This is a genomic window from Staphylococcus sp. HMSC34C02 (genome assembly GCF_001838705.1).
Classification (GTDB): Bacteria; Bacillota; Bacilli; order Staphylococcales; family Staphylococcaceae; genus Staphylococcus; species Staphylococcus borealis.
This window is the reverse complement of sequence record NZ_KV838571.1, coordinates 6,785-28,577: the sequence shown is the minus strand read 5'-3', so window position 1 is coordinate 28,577 and position 21,793 is coordinate 6,785. Positions and strand designations below refer to the sequence as shown.

The following is a 21,793-nucleotide window of genomic DNA, read 5'->3' as shown; positions in this document are numbered from 1 at the left end:
AGTTATGGGACACACAAGTTATGCAGTTGTCGACTTAGAAACAACTGGCAATCAACTTGATTATGATGAAATTATACAAATTGGTATAACCTTTGTAAGTAATAATAAAATATCTGGGACTTATCATTCTATGATTCGTACTGATTTGGAAATTCCACCATTCATTCAAGCATTGACCTCAATTGAAGATACAATGTTAGAACAAGCCCCTTATTTTCATGAAATCGCAAAAGATATTTATCAACAACTAAAAGATTGTGTATTTGTGGCGCATAACGTAGATTTTGACTTGAATTTTATTAAGAAGGCTTTTAAAAACTGTAATATACATTTCGAACCTAAAAAAGTCATCGATACATTAGAGTTATTTAAAATTGCTTATCCAACAGATAAAAGTTATCAACTTAGTGAATTAGCGGAGTCTCATGATATCCCTTTAGATAATGCACATAGAGCTGATGAGGATGCTACAACAACTGCATTATTAATGATTAAAGCCTTTCAAAAATTTGAACAACTTCCAATAGATACGTTAAAACAACTCTATTATTTAAGTAAAAATTTAAAATACGATTTATATAATATCTTGTTTGAAATGGTTCGTCAGCATCCATCATTACCTTTAGATAATACGCTTGGACAATTTGAACAAATTATTTATAAAAAACAAGTGGATCTAAAAGCACCTAAAACTCAATTTAATGGATCACTTAAAGATCTGTATCGTGATGCAGTTAAAGCTCTCAATCTTACATATCGTCCTCAACAATTATATTTATCTGAAATTATATTAGAACAATTGATGCACAACGATAAAGCAATGATAGAAGCACCTTTAGGTAGTGGGAAGTCATTAGCATATCTATTAGCAGCGCTAATGTATAATATTGAAACAGGACGTCATGTCATGATTTCAACAAATACTAAATTATTGCAGAATCAGCTTTTATTAAAAGACATACCTAGTTTAAATCAAGCGCTAAACTTTAAAATTAATGCAACACTTATTAAAAGTAAAACAGAATATATTTCACTTGGTCTAATTAGTCAAATATTAAAAGATGAAACTACTAACTATGAAGTTAATATTTTAAAAATGCAATTATTGACATGGATTATCGAAACTGAAACAGGGGATATTCAAGATTTAAATCTAAAAGGTGGTCAAAAAATGTATTTTGACCAAAAAGTTGAAACCTATGTGCCCGTTAGACATGATATTCATTATTACAATTACATCAAACGAAATGCACAACACATCCAAATCGGTATCACTAATCATGCGCATCTTATACATTCAGATCAAGAGAACTCAATATACCAACTGTTCGATGATTGTATCATTGATGAGGCCCATCGTTTGCCTGATTATGCATTAAATCAAGTTACAAATGAACTTGATTACTCAGATTTAAAATATCAACTTGGCTTAATAGGGAAGAATGAAAATGAAAAATTGTTGAAAGCAATCGATCATCTTGAACAACAACGTATATTAGAACGTTTAGATATTGCACCAATTGATGTATTTGGACTGAAGATGAACATCTCAGAAATACATGATTTAAATGAGCGTTTATTCAATCATATATTTGAAATTATTCAAAATTCGGACGTTCACGATGATGACATTCATCGACACCATTATGTATTTGAATTTGATTCAACACAGATACTTAAAGATTTACATTTAATTGTTGATAAAATAAATAAAACATTAGAAATATTTAATGGCATGACGCATAAAACGATTAAGACTTTACGTAAACAATTGCTATATATTAACGATACTTATCGAAACATAGAACAAAGCCTTAAAGATCATCATACAGCTTATTTATCTATTAGAAATTTGACTCAGAAATCAACAATTAAATTAATTGTTAAAGATTACGCTGTCCGAGATATACTTACAACACGCGTCTTAGATAAATTTAACTCTTTAACCTTTATTTCAGGGACGTTAACTTTTAATCATAAGTTCGATGCCTTCAAAAATTGGTTCAAAGAGGATGTGCAATTTAACACTTATCAAGTTCCTTCGACATTATCAAATCGTATGAATACAAATGTGTATATTCCTAGCGATGTAAGTGCTTATAACTTCAAAAATATCGATGATTATGTAGCATCTATTGTCGATTATATACAGGAATATGTCACAATCACGCAGTCGAAATGTTTAGTATTATTTACAAGTTATCGCATGATGCATATGGTTCAAGAGTTATTAAATGAACTACCAGCATTTGAGGACTATGTTGTGCTCACACAACAGCAAAATCAAAATTATAAAATCGTTCAACAATTTAATAGTTTCGATAAAACGATATTGCTTGGTACGTCTACCTTTTTTGAAGGCTTTGATTATCAATCAAATGGAATTAAATGTGTCATGATTGCCAAACTACCATTTATGAATAAATATAATACAAAACATTGGCTCATGGATTCAGAGTTTGAGTCTACCTTTAAAGACTATGTATTACCTGATGCAGTTACACGTTTTAGACAGGGACTCGGTCGATTAATTCGAAATGAGGATGATCAAGGACTTATTGTTTCATTTGATGACCGTTTAATTAGCAGTAACTATAAGAACTTTTTTGCTCAAACGCTAGAAAATTATAAACAGAAAAAAGGGGATATCAAACAGTTTGGTAAACTCATTAAAAAAATCCAGCAAAATATTGATAAGAAACAATAATTTATACGATTCAACGATGAAACAACATCGTCACATGCTAGAACTTCACAATTTATTTTGTTAAAATAAATAAGTATTGACTATATAGAATGACAATTAGGAGATTGGTTATGAAAACAACGATTAAACAAACTAAACAACACCTTAACCAAGAAGTGACTATTGGTGCTTGGTTAACGAATAAACGTTCAAGTGGCAAGATTGCCTTTTTACAATTACGTGATGGTAGTGGCTTTATGCAAGGCGTGGTAGTTAAATCAGAAGTGGATGAAGAAACTTTCCAACTTGCAAAAGAAATCACACAAGAATCATCACTTTATGTGACTGGAGTTATTACTGAAGATAACCGCTCAGATTTAGGATATGAAATGCAAGTGAAATCAATCGAAGTTATACACGAAGCACATGATTATCCAATTACACCTAAAAATCACGGTACTGAATTTTTAATGGATCACCGTCATTTATGGTTACGTTCTAAAAAACAACATGCTGTTATGAAAATTAGAAATGAAATTATTAGAGCAACATATGAATTCTTCAATGAGAATGGATTTACTAAGATTGATCCACCAATTTTAACTGCAAGTGCGCCAGAGGGAACAAGTGAACTATTCCATACGAAATACTTTGATGAAGATGCTTTCCTCTCTCAAAGTGGCCAATTATATATGGAAGCAGCTGCAATGGCTCATGGTCGCGTATTCTCATTTGGTCCAACTTTTAGAGCAGAGAAATCTAAAACAAGACGCCATTTAATTGAATTTTGGATGATTGAACCAGAAATGGCATTTACTAATCATGCTGAAAGTTTAGAAGTACAAGAACAATACGTTACACATGTCGTTCAATCTGTACTTAAAAATTGTCAATTAGACCTTAAAGCATTGGATAGAGATACAAGTAAACTTGAAAAAGTATCAACACCTTTCCCAAGAATTTCATATGATGACGCAATTAAATTCTTAAAAGAAGAAGGTTTCGATGATATTGAGTGGGGCGAAGATTTTGGTGCACCACATGAAACTGCAATTGCAAATCATTATGATTTACCTGTATTTATTACAAATTATCCAACTAAAATTAAGCCATTCTATATGCAACCAAATCCAGATAATGAAGACACTGTACTCTGTGCTGATTTAATTGCACCAGAGGGTTATGGTGAAATCATCGGCGGTTCTGAACGTATTAATGACTTAGAATTATTAGAACAACGTATTGATGAACATCAATTGGACACAGAAAGTTACAATTATTATTTAGATTTACGTCGTTATGGTAGTGTGCCACATAGTGGATTTGGATTGGGCTTAGAAAGAACAGTTGCTTGGATTTCAGGTGTAGAACACGTAAGAGAAACTGCACCATTCCCACGATTATTAAATCGTTTATATCCATAGGTTTTATGATTACTTTTCATACACAGTTATTTACTCGAGCCTGGGACATAATAATATGATGGTGCTATTTTGCAAATTCGCAGTAGCTGACTGAACTGAAAATGCACTTAAATCAAGCTTTTTTCAGTTCTAGTCACCCTTGCGGGGGTGGGACGACGAATTTAAAAAGAATTCTGTCCCACTCCCGCTTTTTCAACTTTAAAGAGGGAGGAATATCAATTTGAATAAATTTCAACTGAAAAAACGTCCTGTCGTCATTAGAAGAGAATTATTTGATCATTATAGTGAATTAGGACTAACTGAAAAAGATTTAATCATTTTAATTAAATTGATTTATGCCTCTGAATCATCAAATAAGCAACCATCCGTCGATGAATTAAAATTAGGGTCTAACATGGAGCCAAGGGAAATTACTAGTATTATTCAACATTTAATTCAAAAAGATTTGTTACAACTTCAAGTGAAAAAGGATGAAGAAGGTAAATTTACTGAATATATGGATTTGGATGGCTTTTTTGAGAAATTAAGTACTATTTTATCTCAGGAACAAACAAATCAAAAAACGAATCAAACGCAGCAAGATTTCAAAGATTTGTTTCAATACATTGAAACTTTGTTTGCTAGACCGATTTCTCCTTATGAAATCGAAACGCTTAATCAATGGATTGATGTAGACCAACATAATTTTGCTTTAATACGAGCTGCATTAGATGAAGCATATAGCCATGATAAGCTTAGCTTTAAATATGTTGACCGTATTTTATTGAACTGGAAAAAGAATAACGTAACAACGACTGAAGAATCTAAGAAAGTTAGAGAACAATTTAACAAACCAACTATGACACATACGGTTAAACATATACCAAAGTTTGATTGGTTAAATGGGGAGAAATTAGATGATAAGTAAAAAGAAAGCACTTGAAATGATAGATGTCATAGCTGAAATGTTTCCAGATGCAGAATGTGAACTTAAACATGATAATGCTTTTGAATTAACGATTGCGGTATTATTATCTGCACAGTGTACAGACAACTTAGTGAATAAGGTCACGCGTACACTTTTTCAGAAATATAAAACGCCTCAAGATTATTTAAACGTTGATATCGAAGAATTGCAAAATGACATACGTTCCATTGGTTTGTATCGTAATAAAGCTAAAAATATTCAAAAGCTATGTCAGTCACTTATCGACCAATTTAATGGTGACATTCCTAATACGCATAAAGCGCTAGAAAGTTTAGCGGGTGTTGGACGTAAAACAGCAAATGTTGTAATGAGCGTAGCATTTGACGAACCTTCATTAGCAGTTGATACACATGTTGAGCGTGTTTCTAAGCGACTTGGTATCAATAGATGGAAAGATAATGTTACCCAAGTGGAAGAGCGATTATGCAGTATTATTCCTAGGGAAAGATGGAGTAAAAGTCATCACCAACTTATTTTCTTTGGTCGTTATCATTGCTTAGCTAGAAAGCCTAAGTGTGACATTTGTCCTTTACTAGATGATTGTAGAGAAGGGCAAAAACGTATGAAAGCACAAACAAAATAATAATTTAGAAAGCTTGATTAAATGATTAATAAACAGGATTTTATAGAAATTGAAGAACAACTTGATGAATTTGCTAATCAGCGCAGATTAAACTCAAATGAAGCTAAAAAGGTTATTGATAAATATTTTGACTTAATCATTCAATTCTTTAAAGAGATAAATGAAATTGAGACGATTGATTTCAAATTATTAGATCAATATCCAGTGGTACCTATGAACTTCGAGGAACGCTATCAGTATATGTTAGCTAGAAAGTATCATTTTATGGGTTATAGTCAAATGAAGACGCTAAAAAGTGAGTTAATTAAAATGAATGCTTCGTATCAAATTAGAAGGAAGCGTTTGGACTAAAGTTAAGATAATAGCCGTTGAGATTGAGACGTTATTTTTAGATATAGGTCATAAAATAGGGTCATAATTTAATGATCTCAATTTCTTGCAATACGCTTTTATAAAGGCCCTTAAAATAAACGCGTCTCAGTTCTAGTCATTCTTGCGGCCGGGCCTCAACAAAAAGCATTTCATTAAGAAATTTTACAAGCAAAATAAGTTAGGCAAGCACTCCAACAATACTAATTATTATAAATAAACAAGCCAGTAAATGAATTTATCAAAACTCATTTACTGGCTATTTTACTAGGAATGATGTCCCAGTCTTTCATTTAAATATTTAACACTTCAAAAACACTATGAAGCTTTTTTAAAGTCGAAAATACTATTTAAATTAAAAATATTTGAAAGGGTACTTCCGAAACTATTTGAACTTTGTGTTGATGAATTGTTATTCGTATTTCCTGAATTAGTGTTACTACTATTGTTACTATTACTACTATTTGAACTGTTAGCGTTAGTTGATGTACTTGAGCCACTGCTTCCGTTTACTTCACGATTAGTCGTGTTGTTATCAGGATGACCACTAACTGATAAATTATCAGGACTAGAACCGTTAACTGAATCTGGTTTTTCAAAGTCACCATCATTACTAGAAGAAATATCTGACATCACATCTTCATATAAGAATTGTGGATATTCTTGTTCTGTGTGACCTAAGAATGAGTTAACGCCACCTTCTTTAATTTCACTGAAGCCCATCCAGATAGACATCGTGTATTTAGGTGTAAAGCCATTAATCCAAACGTCTTTCGCAGCGTTATCAGGTAGGTTATATTGTTGGTTAATTTCAGTACCATAAGTACTTGTACCAGTTTTAGCACCCATTGTAACGCCTGAAACGCCGTGTCCATATGCTGAACCATAGGCTTTAAATGTACCTGTGAGCATTTCAGCTAACATGTAAGCTGTGTAGTCTTCCATCGCTTTATGACTCGTATGATCAAACTCAATTGTATCATCGTCAGCTGTTACAACTTTCTGAATCGAATGCGCATTATTATAAGTACCACCATTAGCAATTGCTGCGAATGCAGATGCTAATTGAGTAGGTGAGAACTCAGAAGCGCCACCACCAAGTACTTCAGAAGGACCAATATCACTTTGATAATCTAATCCAACTTTTGATGCAAATTTCTTAACTGCATTGTCACCAGCTTGTGCATTCACTTGTTGCCAAGTTTTAAGTGCTGGGATATTGAAACTTTGTCTTAGTGCATCATACGCAGTTACAGTTCCATGACCATTTCCATCATAGTTTTGGAATGTACCGCCATCAATTGAATAACTAGATTCATCTTGAATTGCATGATTTGTAGCCCATTGCATATTTTCGATTGCTGGACCATAAGATAAGAATGGTTTCAATGATGAACCAGTTAAGTGTGCATCTGTTGCAGCATTATTATCTACAACGTCTTTGAAGTTACGTCCTCCAGAGATTGCAACTAGACCACCCGTTTTACTATCAAGAATTGTTGAACCAACTCGTTGGTCATCATTTTTGTAGTAATTACCATTATCTATACGATTTTGTAATGTTTGTTGAACATCTTTATCCATATTAGTGTAAATTTTGATTCCACTTTGAAGAACATCAGCCAAGTTTTTATCCTTGAATTCTTTGTTGTTCATCAATTCAGATTTAACAAAGTTTACATATGAATCGTATTCAGAATCAGAATCATCTGTGCCAATTTGACGTTCCTTAGCTGTACGATCTACTAAATTAGCTTTTAAGTTAATTTTCTTAGCATCATTATATTCTTTATCAGAAATTCTATTATGATAATGCATTAAGTATAGTACAGTGTTCTTACGATTTTCTGCCTGTTTAGGATTATCGTAAATGTTATAAAGGTTAGGCACCTGTGGTAAACCTGCTAAATATGCTTCTTCAGCAAGATTTAAATCTTTCAAATCTTTATCGAAGTAATATTTAGCTGCAGCTTTAACACCGTATACACCGTCTGAGTAATAAATTTTATTTAAGTACATTTCAAAAATTTCATCTTTACTGTACTCTTGCTCTAGACGATAAGATAGGTAAGCTTCTTGGGCTTTACGTCCGATAGATTTCTCTTCACTTAGAAATGCTCGCTTAACTACTTGTTGCGTTAAGGTAGATGCACCTTGTGAACCAAATCCACCAGTTAAGTTTTTACCAATAGCACCAAATAAACGTTTATAGTCAATTGCACCATGTTCATAGAATCGATTATCTTCAGTTGCTAGCACGGCATTTCTCATATTTTTAGGAACATCTTTTAATTCAACATGTTCTCGTCTTGCGCCATTATCTAATTTTTTAACCAAGTCACCATTTTTGTCGTAAATTTCTGCCGGTTTAGGATCTTGTAATTTAGATTCGGTAAATGCAGGTGCTTTCCATGCATAGTACGCAAATAATAAAATGCCTAGTAGAACTAAAACGATAAAGGCGATTAATAAAAAGCCAATAATCTTAATAATCGTTCTTTTCACATTCTTATTCTTTTTTGCTTTGGACTTCCCATTTTTACCATTTTTAGGTTGAGAAGATCCTTTATTTTCCGTCATACGCGGTCCTCACTTTCATCTAATATCAACTTATCAACTGCATTGAGGTAATTTAATCTTGGTTGATACTGATAAGGAATATAGTAACTATTTTTTCTTATTTCTTCAACTGTTATTGATTTTTTTATTTCATTTTTATATCTTTCCCAAAATTTTTGGAATTTGGAAAATGGCAATAGATATACTTCATCAAGTATTTTAAATCTTATAATTAAAAATACAATTCCTTTTTGAAGAAATGCTTTTTTCATATGTTCTACTTGATGATCATGAATGTTATTCAAAGGAAAAGAAGTTTTATTCTTAGTCTCCTTTGCTTCAAAATCAATATAATGACCATTATACACGCCATTATAATCCGTAGTTGAAGGTGTACGAAAGTAAGCTTCATTAATAACTGCTTTACTTCGTTTCGGATAATGAACATTAACGATTTGAACCGGTGTCGGCTTTTTATGTATAACCGCTTTGCCATGGTTTAAATAATAATCGTTAGAACGTTCAATATCTTTTTCAAGAGTCATACCACGGCCACCATATTCTATATTACTAGAATTCGATTTGCCATTTCTTCCGACCTTAGTCGTATTTCCCTTAAAAGGTTTGCCATTAGGGTAATTCATTAGATTCACCACACAAGTTTGAATACATTTAATAGTGGATATGTAACACTAATACCAACTAATCCTTAAGTGATTACGGATTGTAATTTCAAACTAGGATAGATAATAATGAAGCATAAACAAATAAGCACTTATACTCATGAGTGACTTCATTATTAATCTTCTTCATTTTAACGTTATTTATCTGGTAAAACAATATTTCAATGTATTTATCCTATTAATGAAGCTATCAATTAAATGACGGTCGGTTTAAATTATGATAAATTAAATTGGATATAAGGAGGGCGTCTTCATGGATACAAAAACAATAAATGACTTACTCAATGAACTACAAACAATTGAAGAACGCTTTAATAACGTGAAAGTTTCACAAAATGATTATGATTTTTACAATGTGGTTTATCCATACTCGCAAATGATAGATGCTAAATTAGAAAGCCTAATCAAATTAAAACCACAGATTATTCAACTAAGTTATATGAACGCCAACAAATTTGATTTACTTATCAAGTCTTATAAAGAATTATCTGTCGACTGCCATTTTCATAGAACGAGTAAAAAGTTGTTCACTGAAAAGGTAAAAGCAGTCAATTACGATTTAAAATATATTTATCAAACTATTGAAGGGTGATGTCGCACAAATGAAAACTGTGTATGTTACAGGATATAAATCATTTGAGTTAAATATATTTAAAGATGATGCACCTGAAGTCTATTATTTAAAAGCATTTCTCAAGCACAAATTAGTACAATATATTGATGAAGGCCTTGAATGGGTCCTCATACAAGGTCAACTCGGCATTGAATTATGGACTGCTGAGGTTGTTATCGATTTACGTTCTGATTATCCAGAATTGAAATTAGGCATTATAACACCGTTTTACGGACATACGTCGAAGTGGAATGAACAAAATCAAATGAAGTATAATAAGATTGCGCAAGAAGCTGATTTTATGGAAAGTGTTCATCATTCAGAATATGAGGGGCCGTATCAGTTCAAACAAACAGATCAATTTATGCTAGATCACTCTGATATGTCTTTACTTATATATGATGATGAGCAAGAAGGAAGCCCGAAATTCTTTAAAAGGATGTTAGTTGATTTTATAGATAAAACAAACTATACTTGTGATATTGTGGCATTTGATGAACTCACTGATTTTATAAATGACATGCAGTGGGAGCAAGATCAAAGTTTCGAATGAGGTGGAAAAAATGGCAGATGTTTCTTTAAAGCTTTCAGCAAAAGATATCTATGAAAAAGATTTCGAAAAAACTATGGCCCGTGGTTATCGTCGTGAGGAAGTAGATGCTTTCCTAGATGATATCATTACAGACTATCAAAAAATGGCTGATATGAATAATGAAGTTGTAAAATTGTCTGAAGAAAATAACAAACTAAAAAAAGAAGTTGAAGAATTAAGACTAAGAGTGGCAACATCAAGACCTTCTGACAATAAATCATTTTCTTCAAACAACGCTAATTCATCAAACAATAATGTTGATATTTTAAAACGAATTTCTAACTTAGAAAAAGCTGTATTTGGAAAGTAATGTAAGCGTCTTTAGATTTAATGAATGTAATAATAGATAACTATTGTGTAGCGTCATTTTCACTAAACAATAGTCAATCTACAAAAATATCTGTAATAGTATAGATAATTATGATATAATCGCAAAAGTGATATTTTGGGTAATCGCTATAGCAATATAGAGGAAAGTCCATGCTCACACAATCTGAGATGATTGTAGTGTTCGTGCTTGATGAAACAATAAATCAAGGCATTAATTTGACGGCAACGAAATAACCTAAGTCTAATGATACGGTTAAAGTAGTTTGAAAGTGCCACAGTGACGTAGCCTTCTTAGAAATAAGAAGGGTGGAACGCGGTAAACCCCTCGAGTGAGCAATCCAAATTTGGTAGGAGCACTTGTTTAGCGGAATTCAACGTATAAACGAGACGTCTTTATTCGAAATATAAAGATATGTAGACAGATGGTTACCACCGACGTACCAGTACAACTAGTGTACGATATGAGTACAACGGTACAGAACATGGCTTACAGAAATATCATGAACTAGTTTAGCTCTCCCATTGATTGGAGAGCTTTTATTTTTTTCTAATCATACATAAAATTTTAAATATTTGTTAACATAAAAATGTAATTATAAAAAAGGAGATCACGTCATGTTCCAATTATTAGCAGTTTGTCCTATGGGATTAGAGGCTGTTGTTGCCAAAGAAATTCAAGAACTCGGATATGAAACACAAGTTGAAAATGGGCGCATCTTTTTCGAAGGTGATGCTAAAGCGATTGTAAAATGTAATTTATGGTTGCGTACAGCTGATCGTATTAAAATCGTAGTGGGCCGCTTCAATGCCAAAACATTTGATGAACTTTTTGAGAAGACGAAATCATTACCTTGGGAAGACATTATTGATAAAGAAGGCCAATTTCCTGTTCAAGGTAGAAGTGTTAAATCTACACTTTATAGCGTGCCAGACTGCCAAGCAATCACAAAAAAAGCAATTGTGGAACGCTTAAAGAAAGCATACGATGAAAAAGGTTGGTTAAACGAAAGTGGCGCGAAATATCCTGTTGAAGTAGCTATTTTAAAAGATAACGTCTTACTAACCATTGATACATCAGGCTCTGGTTTGAATCGACGTGGCTACCGAATTGCTCAAGGGGAAGCACCTATTAAAGAAACACTTGCTGCAAGTTTAGTTCGATTAGCAAATTGGAAAGGAGATACACCTTTCATTGATCCATTCTGTGGTTCAGGTACCATTGCGATAGAAGCCTGTTTAATTGCGCAAAATATCGCACCTGGATTCAATCGTGATTTCGTTTCTGAAGAATGGAATATTATGCCACCTAATATATATGATGAAATGAGAGACGAAGCTGATCAGCAAGCAGATTATGATAAAGATATTCAAGTATTTGCATCCGATATAGATCCTGAAATGGTTGAAATTGCTAAACGTAATGCTGAAGAAGTCGGCTTAGCAGATATTATTCAATTTAGTGTGAAAGATGTTAATACATTAACAATTGATACGGATAGCCCTGTTGCTTTAGTTGGGAACCCTCCGTATGGCGAACGTATTGGGGATAGAGAAGAAGTTGAAGAAATGTATCGCTATATTGGTAAGTTGATGAATCAACATGCACATCTATCAACCTACATTCTTACTAGCAACAAAGAATTCGAATTCTTAGTTAATCGAAAAGCGACTAAGAGAAGAAAATTATTCAATGGTTATATTGAATGTACGTATTATCAATATTGGGGTAAAAAACCAACTACTATATAATTTTTATTAAATTTGTAAATTTTTCTTGCTGTATCTAATAATATTTAATTAATTTAATCAATTCATTAGCGCTCTTATTATTACTGATGTAAAGTGATAGTAAGAGTGTTAAATTTAGATACAACTACATATATTTTAAACATCATAGTTAGGAGAGAAATCATATGCAAACAGTTTTAATTATTGGCGCAAACGGTAAGGTCTCTATCGAGGCTACTAAAATATTTTTAGAGGATTCAAATTTTAATGTTGATTTATTTTTAAGAAATGCACATCGAATTCCAGATTATGCATCAAATCGAGTGACAGTATATGAAGGCGATGCAAAAAATGCGGAAGATTTAGAACAAGCATTAGATAAAGTTGATGTTGTCTTTGCGAGCCTATCTGGTTCATTAGATGTTGAAGCACAAGCGATTGTAGATGCAATGTCTAAAAAAGATGTAAAACGTCTAATCTTTGTAGCTGCCCCTGGGATTTATGATGAATTACCACCTAAATTTAATGCATTTAATAAATCTCAATTTGGAGAAAAATTAACTAAATATCGTAAAGCAGCAGACATTATTGAAGCGTCAACACTAGATTATACAATTATACGTCCTGCTTGGCTTACATTTAAGAATGAAACAGATTACGAAGTTACTTCAAAAGATGCTCAATTTAAAGGAACAGAAGTTTCACGTCGAAGTGTTGCAAGTTTAGCTGTCCGCATTGCTAAAAACCCAGAACTGTACTCAAAAGAAAATATTGGTGTTAATAAACCAAACACTGATGGGGATAAACCTGCTTGGTTTAATTAACAATTCTTTATATTTGTTTCAAACAAGTGTTGTGATAAAATTTAATAAATAGGTAGCTTGGCAGAATTGATATTGTAATGCCGTTCATTCTATTCTATAGAATACTACCACTGTTAAAATAGCCTGTTACATTTAGTATGTCTCAGGCTCTTACTTTTTTTATTAGAATGTTTGAAATAAAGGGGACTTAGCATGGCTAATAATGAACAACTGGATATTTTATATAAATTAAAAAAAGAAGTTGAAAAATCTAAAAACTCAACTTTAGTACATACCATTAATCAAGTCATTAAAAAAGTATATTTAAATCAATATACTGCTTCTTTTGTAGGGCACTTTTCAGCGGGTAAATCAACTTTAATCAACTTATTATTAGAACAAGATATTCTTCCAAGTTCACCAGTACCAACAACAAGTAATACTGCAATTGTATCTGTTTCAGATAAACAAGGTATTATAGCTAATTTAGAAAATCAACAATATTCTAAATTAAAAACTTATGATGAAGTTAAAAAAATGAACCGTTTAAATGTAGATGTAGAATCTGTTGAGATTAATTTTCCATCTGCAAAATTTAAAAATGGCTTTACTTTGCAAGATACACCTGGCGTAGATTCAAACGTTGCTACACATCAATCCACTACTGAACAATTCATGTACACAAGTAATATTCTATTCTATACAGTAGATTATAATCATGTACAATCAGCGTTAAATTTTCAATTTATTAAACGAATGAATGATGTAGGGATTCCTGTCATCTTTATCATTAATCAAATTGATAAACATAATGAAGATGAAATTACATTTGGAACTTTTAAAGAGAGAGTCAATAAGTCAATTGAGGATTGGGAGATTAATCTAACAGATATCTTTTATGTGTCTAAATTCGATCACCCTGAAAATGAACTATCACGTCTCTCTCAGTATTTAGTAGAGAAAGATAATAACAGAGAAGCTATTGAAGAATATGTCAATCGTACAGTGAAATTCATTACAGAAGCACAATTAGGATATATTCAAAATGAGCTACAAGATATATTGGAACAACTTAACATTAATGAAGATGAATTTGAACAAGCTTATGCCAAGTTTCAACAAAATCAAGCTGTTAGCGAAGAAGCTAGACTATTGAATAATCCTGATCAATTATTAAGCTTTTTAAAACAAAAGCGTAAAGATGTATTAGATAATGCATATATAATGACGCATGACATGCGTGAAGAAATTAGACAATACCTTGAAAGTATGAGCGATGATTTTAAAGTTGGAGGCTTCTTAAACAAAAAGAAGAAAAAGCAAGAAGAACAAGAAGCGCGCCTACAAAATGTTGTAACTAAATTACAAGATAAGATGAATCAACAAATTCGACAACCTCTAAGAGAAGATATGTCGTTCTTAACTCGCTTTATTAATAATTCCGAGGTGAATCATGACATTCTAAATCAGCATTATGCTATTGATTCAAGTTTAATCTCAAATTTATATCAACCTCAAACGAGTATAAGTAATACGTATGTACTTACTTTCAGTGATGACGTGCTAAAAGCAATCAGAAATGATGTAGAAAAACAATCTAATCCATTGTTTGATAAAGCAATTAAGTATACACAAGCGCAAGATCTAACTGAGGAGACGACTGATGACTTACAAATCTACGAGCATTATCTAGAGTTACAAAATTTAAAATCATCTCTAACTACTAAGAATTATTTACATTATTATATCCATATGGAAGATTCTTTAGATAAATTAATAGGTAGAACTGAGGCAAATTATGTTCTCGAGGATACCGAACAGGTTATCACAAACGATGAGGACGCATCAAATCATCATTCGAATGTTAATCACATTAATGAAGTTAATATTCAAGCAGCATTGGATATTATTAATCCTGTACCTTTATTTGAAAGAACGAAAAAAGATATTAAAGATACATTAGAGCGATTAGACAATAAGTTAGTTAAAATTGGTGTGTTCGGCACATTCAGCGCAGGTAAAAGTAGTTTAATTAACGCTTTATTAGGTGGACAATATTTAGTAAGTTCACCAAATCCAACTACAGCAGCGACGACTGAATTATCATATGGAGAGAATAGTCAGATTACACTTAAAACTGAAGAACAATTATTAAACGAACTTAATCAACTAATTGAATATCACGATGTTTCTTTTGAAACACTTGACTCATTTATCTATTCTGATATTCAACGTTTAAAGCGTAAATTAGAAAAGAACCAACTTGCCTTTGTAAGCGCAGTTCAAAAACATTATTCGATGTATAAAGATATGTTAGCAGAAGGTACCAAACATGTGATTTCTCGAGAAGAAATTAAGAAATGGAGTGCCCAAGATGAATTCGCTACATTTGTTAAGACTGTCCATATCAATTTACCGATAGAATGGCTTAAAGGTAAAATCATTGTTGATTCTCTAGGTCTACATTCTAATAATCAACGACATACAAATGAAACTGAACAAATTTTGACTTCATCTGACTTAATTTTATATGTGAGTTATTTTAATCATTCCTTTACTGATAACGATAAGCATTTTATTGAACATATGAAAGAAATGAATCAACTTAATGAAAATCAAGCATTTAAAATGGTCATCAACGCGGTAGACTTAGCAGAAAGCTCTGATGATTTAAACGCTGTGAAACATTATGTTAAAGATGCGCTCACTCAAGTCAACCTAAAATCGGATATCTTTGGCGTTTCAAGTAGACTAGCACTGAAACAAAGCGATGAAGGCATTGATCAATTGCGACAAAGTATTGATCAATTTGTAGAAATAGATTCAAATCGTATATTAGAACAACAAATGGTTAAGCAGCTTGAACAAATCAATCTTTCTTTTGAAGAAATGATTCATGACTATCAAACAAACCAATCTCATATTGAGCAACGTCAACAGCAATTAAAGCAATATCAAAATAAGCAAAGATTATCAAATCAATTGTTAATGACTACGGAACAACATACTAATAATGAGGTTGAAGATCAGATTTATCATTTAAATGGAAGATTAAAGTTACAATTATTAGATGATGTTAAACGTGTTTATAATAGTCAAATGACTCAAAATAGTGATTTTAATGATGAAAAGAAAATTTCTTCTAAAACATTTTTAGACCAAATTCACCAACGCCTGTATTTGGAACAAAGTCTATTAGTTGAGCGTATAAAAAAATATTATAATCATCAACTTAGCGATCAAGTCGCACCAATACTACAAAAATTAAACCAATTGCATGTGTTTATTAATCCTGAGTTTAATGTCACGCCTGAATTTACTGAAAAAGCATTTTTACGTATAGATTTAAACGATATGCTTGCTGCATTACCTAAACAATTAACTAAACGAAGAATTCTTAATCCTAATACTCAAAGAGCATTGCAAGAACAAATTAGTATAAGCACACTTGAATTATTACAAAATCAAATGAGTGAATTCAGACAAGCATTAATTCAATTTGTTGCCTCAATGAATGAAGAGGCAGAAGATAAATTTGCGCAACTTGAAGGTGCGATTCAAAGCCAAATTGATGAATTAGTATCATTTAATTTGGACAATACTTTAATTGAACAATTACAAACAGCGCATCAAAAATTAAATGCACTATTAAAATAGAAAGAAGGCACAATCTATGGAAAATCGTGTCCTATTAGTGGATGGAATGGCTTTACTTTTTAGACATTTCTATGCAACTAGTTTACACAAACAATTTATGTATAATTCAAAAGGGGTACCAACCAATGGTATCCAAGGATTTGTCAGACATATTTTTACAGCAATTAATGAGATTAAACCTAGCCATGTTGCAGTTTGCTGGGATATGGGACAATCAACATTTAGAAATGAGATGTATAGCGCTTATAAGCAAAACCGTCCAGCGCCTCCAGAAGAACTCATACCTCAATTTGATTATGTCAAAGACATTTCAGATCAATTTGGTTTCATTAATGTAGGTATGACAAATTATGAAGCTGATGATGTTATAGGTACGCTTGCAAAATCTTTTTCAAAAAATAATGAAGTTCACATCATCACTGGAGACAAAGACATCTTACAATGCATCAATGAAAAAGTAGAAGTGTGGCTAATTAAAAAAGGATTTAACATATATAATCGCTATACTTTAACACGTTTCAATGATGAATATCAGTTAAATCCGCAACAACTGATTGATATTAAAGCATTTATGGGTGATAGTGCAGACGGATATCCCGGTGTAAAAGGGATAGGCGAGAAAACAGCTCTCAAATTAATTCAAACCTATGGAAGTGTCGAAAATGTGCTTTCTAATATTGATAAATTAACACCTGCACAACGCAAGAAAATTGAAAGTGATAAAGATAACTTAACTTTATCCAAACGCCTAGCCGAAATATATACTGAAGTACCACTTAATAGTATAGAAATATATAAAGATATGGCTTACGCACATTCAATTAATCACATACTTTCAATTTGTAATGAACATGAACTATATGTATCAGGTAAATATATTTCATCGAAGTTATAACGGACGCAATGAGTCTGGAACATATATAAAATAATGATGTATTTTGGAAATTTGCAGTAGTTGACTGAACTGAGAAGGCGTTTAAATCGAGCTTTTCTCAGTTCTAGGCATCCTTGCGGGCGGGGGCCCCAACAAAGAGAATTCCACTAAGAAATTCTACTAGCAAAGCAAGTTGGGAGTCGGGGTCCCAGCAAAGTGCATTTTACTAATACATTTTATAAACAAAGCAAGATAGGAGTGGATGACGAATTTAAAAAGAATTCTGTCCCACTCTTTATTTTTTATTAATTTTAAATGCCGCTCAATTCATAAATTAATTTATTTTATTGATAAAAATTCTAATTCACAGTGAATTGAATTAGTGCTACAATTAAAGAGAACAACAATTGAATTGTTCATTTCATAATGATAATTGAAATTTAATACCCGAGAGGAGTTGTAAAACTTTTGTCGAGTAATTTTTTTGTGTTAAAGTGACACTTAAAATTTTGACAATAATAACGGTAACTTAATTATCAACCTTTTTGATATTGAGCTATGTGTTATCGGAATTACTTTTCAATCATGCTCATAACATCAACATCAAGAATATACAACATAGAATAGGAGAGACGCGCATCAATGAATCATCGAGATAAATTGCAGAAATTCAGTATCCGAAAGTATGCAGTGGGAACATTCTCAACTTTAATTGCCACGCTCGTATTTCTAGGGACGCATACGGATCAAGCGCATGCAAGTGAGAATGCTAATGCTACCGTAGAAAAAGCTAAGACAAATACTGATACACAAGCAACCCGAGACATAAATAGTTCTCAAAATGATGCAATAACAATTCAAAATGATCAAACTTCTGATCAAGCTGCAGAAATCAATAAGCAGTCAAAACAAGATGACAAGATAACGACAGAAAAAAATACTTTAGAAACTCAAACAAGCAAAAAAGAAATTACTAATTCGACATCTTCACCAATTAAAGAAAAGATAGAGGAATCTCCGACAGTCGTTAAAGATGAAAAAAATAAAGTGCTGGAGAAAAAATCTTCATTAAACGTTGAGAAAGAATCATCGAATCAAAGTAAACAATCAGTTGAATACTCTAACTCAAAATCATCTAAACAATTAGCAGACAATCCGGACATGCTTAAAGCATCTAAGGTGGATAACGTACAGAAGAGTGATAGTAAAAACGTATCTAAATTGACTAACCTGACAAATGAAATTCAAAGTAAATTGCCAGAAGTTGAAACTTTAGAACCTTCAAATCCTCATATTGAAGAAGCTAAAAAGTTAATAGTTGAAAGTCATCATATTATTCAATCTAGCGATGTATCACAACAATCACTTTTAGATTTAGCTAAGAGATTAGAGCGAACTCGCAATTCATTAGCCAATGTGATTACTCGATCACATTCAGGTAAACGTGATCCAAGAAATGGCCAACAAATCGATAAAGGAACGAACTTTAGATTTACTACATTGAATAGCCGTTGGAATGCTGGAAGAAACGTTATTGTATATCAACGAAACTATGCTTCTTTACCTGATGGTAGAGCGCTTGGTACTGGTCAACAAAGAAACGGTGTGGAAAGTATTACTTCTAGAAAGACCGTAATGCGTGCTTATTATAAAAATGAAGGTAATTCAAAATACTTAGTTTATGATGTATTCTTCAATAATGACGGCGTTAACTTTATATCACCTGGGTCACAACAACGTTTAGGGATGGCCTTACTATTACCATATAAAGTAATGAAATTGAACTCAGATGGTTCATTTGCGAGCGATTCAGTTAGAAATCTATCTTACGCAGCTTATGAAAAAAGAAGTGGTAGAAATAGTCTATTAAGTGAATCACCTAGCGATTTTATTATCGATCCAGATAATAGTACACAAATGATTGATATGTTAAGAAGTAATCAACGCGATTTTGGTCATACAACATTTTATCTTAGTTTCGGTGTTCGTCCAGGCAGAAGCTTTAATAGTGATGCAAACGAATATTTCCATTCAAATAGAAATAATCCTGACTTGAGAAGAGCAGTTGAAGATCAACGAGGCATTTACAGTGGATGGAACTATGGTATTGGTATTCAAGTAGATCCTAACCATCCAGAAGGCGCAAATCGTGCGTATCATATGCATCTTGAAGTTAAATTAAGAGATAATGTTACAAATGCCGAGCTAGAAAATGCTTGGTCATATGCTAATACAGCTGCTATGGGTGGTGTAAGTAAATCTGCTTATACAGTTTTATCAGGTCGTATATTACCTGAAGATAGTGCACTGCCATCTATCGAGAACCAACCACCAGTGAAACCAACAATTAACTCTGATTTAGTAGGTAAAGCAACAACGACAACAGTTATTGATGTATCTACTGATCCGAATACTAAAGTAGAAATTTTCGATAAAAACGGTAATAAAATTGGTACAGGTACGACAGGTTCTAATGGACATGCTTACATTACGCCAACTAGTCCTATACCTGAAGGTAATGTCACTGCAAAAGCATATAATCACAGTGATGAATCAAAAGTTTCAACATCTGATCCTAAATTTGCAACTGACACAACACCACCTACAACACCTGTAATTAACACACGACTAGTTTACAAAGCTGGTACATTAACACCGATTGATGTTTCTACTGATCCAAATACGCATGTTGCATTAATAGATAAAAATGGCCGTATTTTTGGTGCTGGTACAACAGATAGTAGTGGTCACGTAGTAATTACTCCAGATCGTGTTATCCCAGAAGGTAATGTTACTGCGAAAGCAACTGATAATGCTTTACATCCAAATAGTTCGGTTTCAATACCTGTTCAAGCGACAACGCTTATTCCTGTAATGAAACCAGTAATTAATACAAATGTTGCGGGTAAAGCTTTCTCTACACCAGTTATCGACATTACATCTACTCCAAATACGCGAGTTGAACTATTAGATAAAAATAATAATGTCATTGGACGTGGTATTACAGGCTCTAACGGACATGTTAATATTACCCCTGATCATTATCTTTTCGAGGGTAATATCACTGCGAAAGCATATGATCAAACTGATGAAACTAATAATGCAACATCTGATCCTAGACATGTTACCGATACAACACAACCTAGAAAACCAGTAATTAATACAAATTTAGTTAATAAAGTAGGTACAAGAACGCCTATTGATGTTTCTACGGATGTATTGACTAGAGTAGAAATCTTTGATGAAAATGGTAAAAGTTATGGTGTAGTTCTTACTGGAATGGACGGTCACGGTATAATTACGCCAAGAGAGCCACTACCTTTAGGAAAAATCTATGCACGTGCTACAGATGGTGCAGAAACACCAAACTCAATCGATTCTGATCATGTACCAGTAACAGATACCATTCCACCAACTGTTCCAACTGTAGATACAGATTTAACAGGAAAAGCAACAACTTTAACGCCAATTACCGTTACAACGGATCCGAATACGAGAGTTGATTTAATCGACAAAAATGGGCGTGTTATAGGTACTGGTACAACTGACGGAAATGGGCATGTAATTATCACTCCTACAACTCCTATTGTAGAGGGTAATGTCATTGCGAAAGCTTATGACCCAGCTAACAATGTTTCAACGTCTGCACCTAGAAAAGCGACGGATACGACGCCACCAACTAAACCTAGAGTTACTTCACCTTTAGGAGGAAAAGCAGGTACGACTGACCCTGTTACAGTTACAACAGATCCGAATACGAATGTTCAATTATTAGATAAAAATGGGCAAATCATAGGAACTGGAACTACGGATAGTTCAGGTCGTGTCAATATTACACCGACAAGACCTATTCCTGAAGGTAATGTTACAGCTAAAGCAATTGATAATGCGGAACATCCGAATAGTTCTATGTCTGATCCAGTCA

15 protein-coding genes and 1 other RNA gene are annotated in these 21,793 nt (G+C 32.6%); 14 read left to right on the top strand and 2 right to left on the bottom strand.

Features of this window, described 5'->3' with window-relative positions; genetic code table 11:
- The first annotated feature begins 4 nt into the window (after positions 1–4).
- From HMPREF3239_RS04585 to HMPREF3239_RS04565, 5 genes are all read left to right on the top strand, one after another.
- Positions 5–2,707 (top strand): helicase C-terminal domain-containing protein, encoded by a 2,703-nt coding sequence (locus HMPREF3239_RS04585; RefSeq protein WP_070854875.1) that lies wholly within the window; start codon positions 5–7, stop codon positions 2,705–2,707.
- Between the two features lie 110 nt (positions 2,708–2,817).
- A complete protein-coding gene (asnS, locus tag HMPREF3239_RS04580) occupies positions 2,818–4,110 on the top strand; it encodes an asparagine--tRNA ligase (protein ID WP_070854874.1) in 1,293 nt (430 codons plus the stop codon).
- A 220-nt stretch (positions 4,111–4,330) separates the two neighbouring features.
- Complete coding sequence (locus tag HMPREF3239_RS04575) at positions 4,331–5,017, top strand: DnaD domain-containing protein (RefSeq protein ID WP_070854873.1); 687 nt, start codon at positions 4,331–4,333, stop codon at positions 5,015–5,017.
- Positions 5,007–5,660 carry an endonuclease III gene (nth, locus tag HMPREF3239_RS04570; RefSeq protein WP_053029422.1) on the top strand — a complete coding sequence of 218 codons (654 nt, stop codon included), beginning with the start codon at positions 5,007–5,009 and terminating at the stop codon, positions 5,658–5,660. Before HMPREF3239_RS04575 ends, nth begins: the two co-directional genes overlap by 11 nt.
- 21 nt (positions 5,661–5,681) lie before the next feature.
- A complete protein-coding gene (locus HMPREF3239_RS04565) occupies positions 5,682–6,011 on the top strand; it encodes a YpoC family protein (protein WP_070854872.1) in 330 nt (109 codons plus the stop codon).
- Between the two features lie 336 nt (positions 6,012–6,347).
- Here the strand turns inward: HMPREF3239_RS04565 and HMPREF3239_RS04560 are convergent, their stop codons facing one another.
- Positions 6,348–8,609: a transglycosylase domain-containing protein gene (locus HMPREF3239_RS04560; protein WP_070854871.1), complete on the bottom strand. Its 2,262-nt coding sequence runs from the start codon at positions 8,607–8,609 to the stop codon at positions 6,348–6,350.
- Entirely contained in the window at positions 8,606–9,232 is a 627-nt protein-coding gene (gene recU / locus HMPREF3239_RS04555; RefSeq protein ID WP_053029419.1) for a Holliday junction resolvase RecU, read from the bottom strand. The genes HMPREF3239_RS04560 and recU overlap by 4 nt, the downstream gene beginning before the upstream one ends.
- A gap of 292 nt (positions 9,233–9,524) precedes the next feature.
- On the opposite strand from recU, the gene HMPREF3239_RS04550 reads away from it, so the two are divergent.
- The 9 genes from HMPREF3239_RS04550 to HMPREF3239_RS04510 all read left to right on the top strand — a co-directional run.
- Positions 9,525–9,863: a DUF1798 family protein gene (locus HMPREF3239_RS04550; RefSeq protein WP_070854870.1), complete on the top strand. Its 339-nt coding sequence runs from the start codon at positions 9,525–9,527 to the stop codon at positions 9,861–9,863.
- A gap of 10 nt (positions 9,864–9,873) precedes the next feature.
- Positions 9,874–10,437 (top strand): SLOG family protein, encoded by a 564-nt coding sequence (locus HMPREF3239_RS04545; RefSeq protein WP_070854869.1) that lies wholly within the window; start codon positions 9,874–9,876, stop codon positions 10,435–10,437.
- A gap of 10 nt (positions 10,438–10,447) precedes the next feature.
- Complete coding sequence (gpsB, locus tag HMPREF3239_RS04540; RefSeq protein WP_053029416.1) at positions 10,448–10,786, top strand: cell division regulator GpsB; 339 nt, start codon at positions 10,448–10,450, stop codon at positions 10,784–10,786.
- Positions 10,787–10,917: 131 nt separating this feature from the next.
- Positions 10,918–11,301, top strand: an RNA gene (rnpB, locus tag HMPREF3239_RS04535) — RNase P RNA component class B.
- 120 nt (positions 11,302–11,421) lie between these two features.
- Complete coding sequence (locus HMPREF3239_RS04530) at positions 11,422–12,555, top strand: THUMP domain-containing class I SAM-dependent RNA methyltransferase (RefSeq protein WP_053029415.1); 1,134 nt, start codon at positions 11,422–11,424, stop codon at positions 12,553–12,555.
- 164 nt (positions 12,556–12,719) lie between these two features.
- On the top strand, positions 12,720–13,358 hold the full coding sequence (locus tag HMPREF3239_RS04525) for an SDR family oxidoreductase (RefSeq protein WP_070854868.1): 639 nt from the start codon (positions 12,720–12,722) through the stop codon (positions 13,356–13,358).
- Positions 13,359–13,550: 192 nt separating this feature from the next.
- On the top strand, positions 13,551–16,994 hold the full coding sequence (locus tag HMPREF3239_RS04520) for a dynamin family protein (RefSeq protein WP_070854867.1): 3,444 nt from the start codon (positions 13,551–13,553) through the stop codon (positions 16,992–16,994).
- Between the two features lie 16 nt (positions 16,995–17,010).
- The gene (locus HMPREF3239_RS04515) at positions 17,011–17,889 is read left to right on the top strand and encodes a 5'-3' exonuclease (protein WP_070854866.1); all 879 of its coding nucleotides are present in this window, start codon (positions 17,011–17,013) and stop codon (positions 17,887–17,889) included.
- Positions 17,890–18,510: 621 nt separating this feature from the next.
- A partial coding sequence (locus HMPREF3239_RS04510) for a YSIRK-type signal peptide-containing protein (protein WP_141763585.1) occupies positions 18,511–21,793 on the top strand: 3,283 nt, incomplete at its 3' end.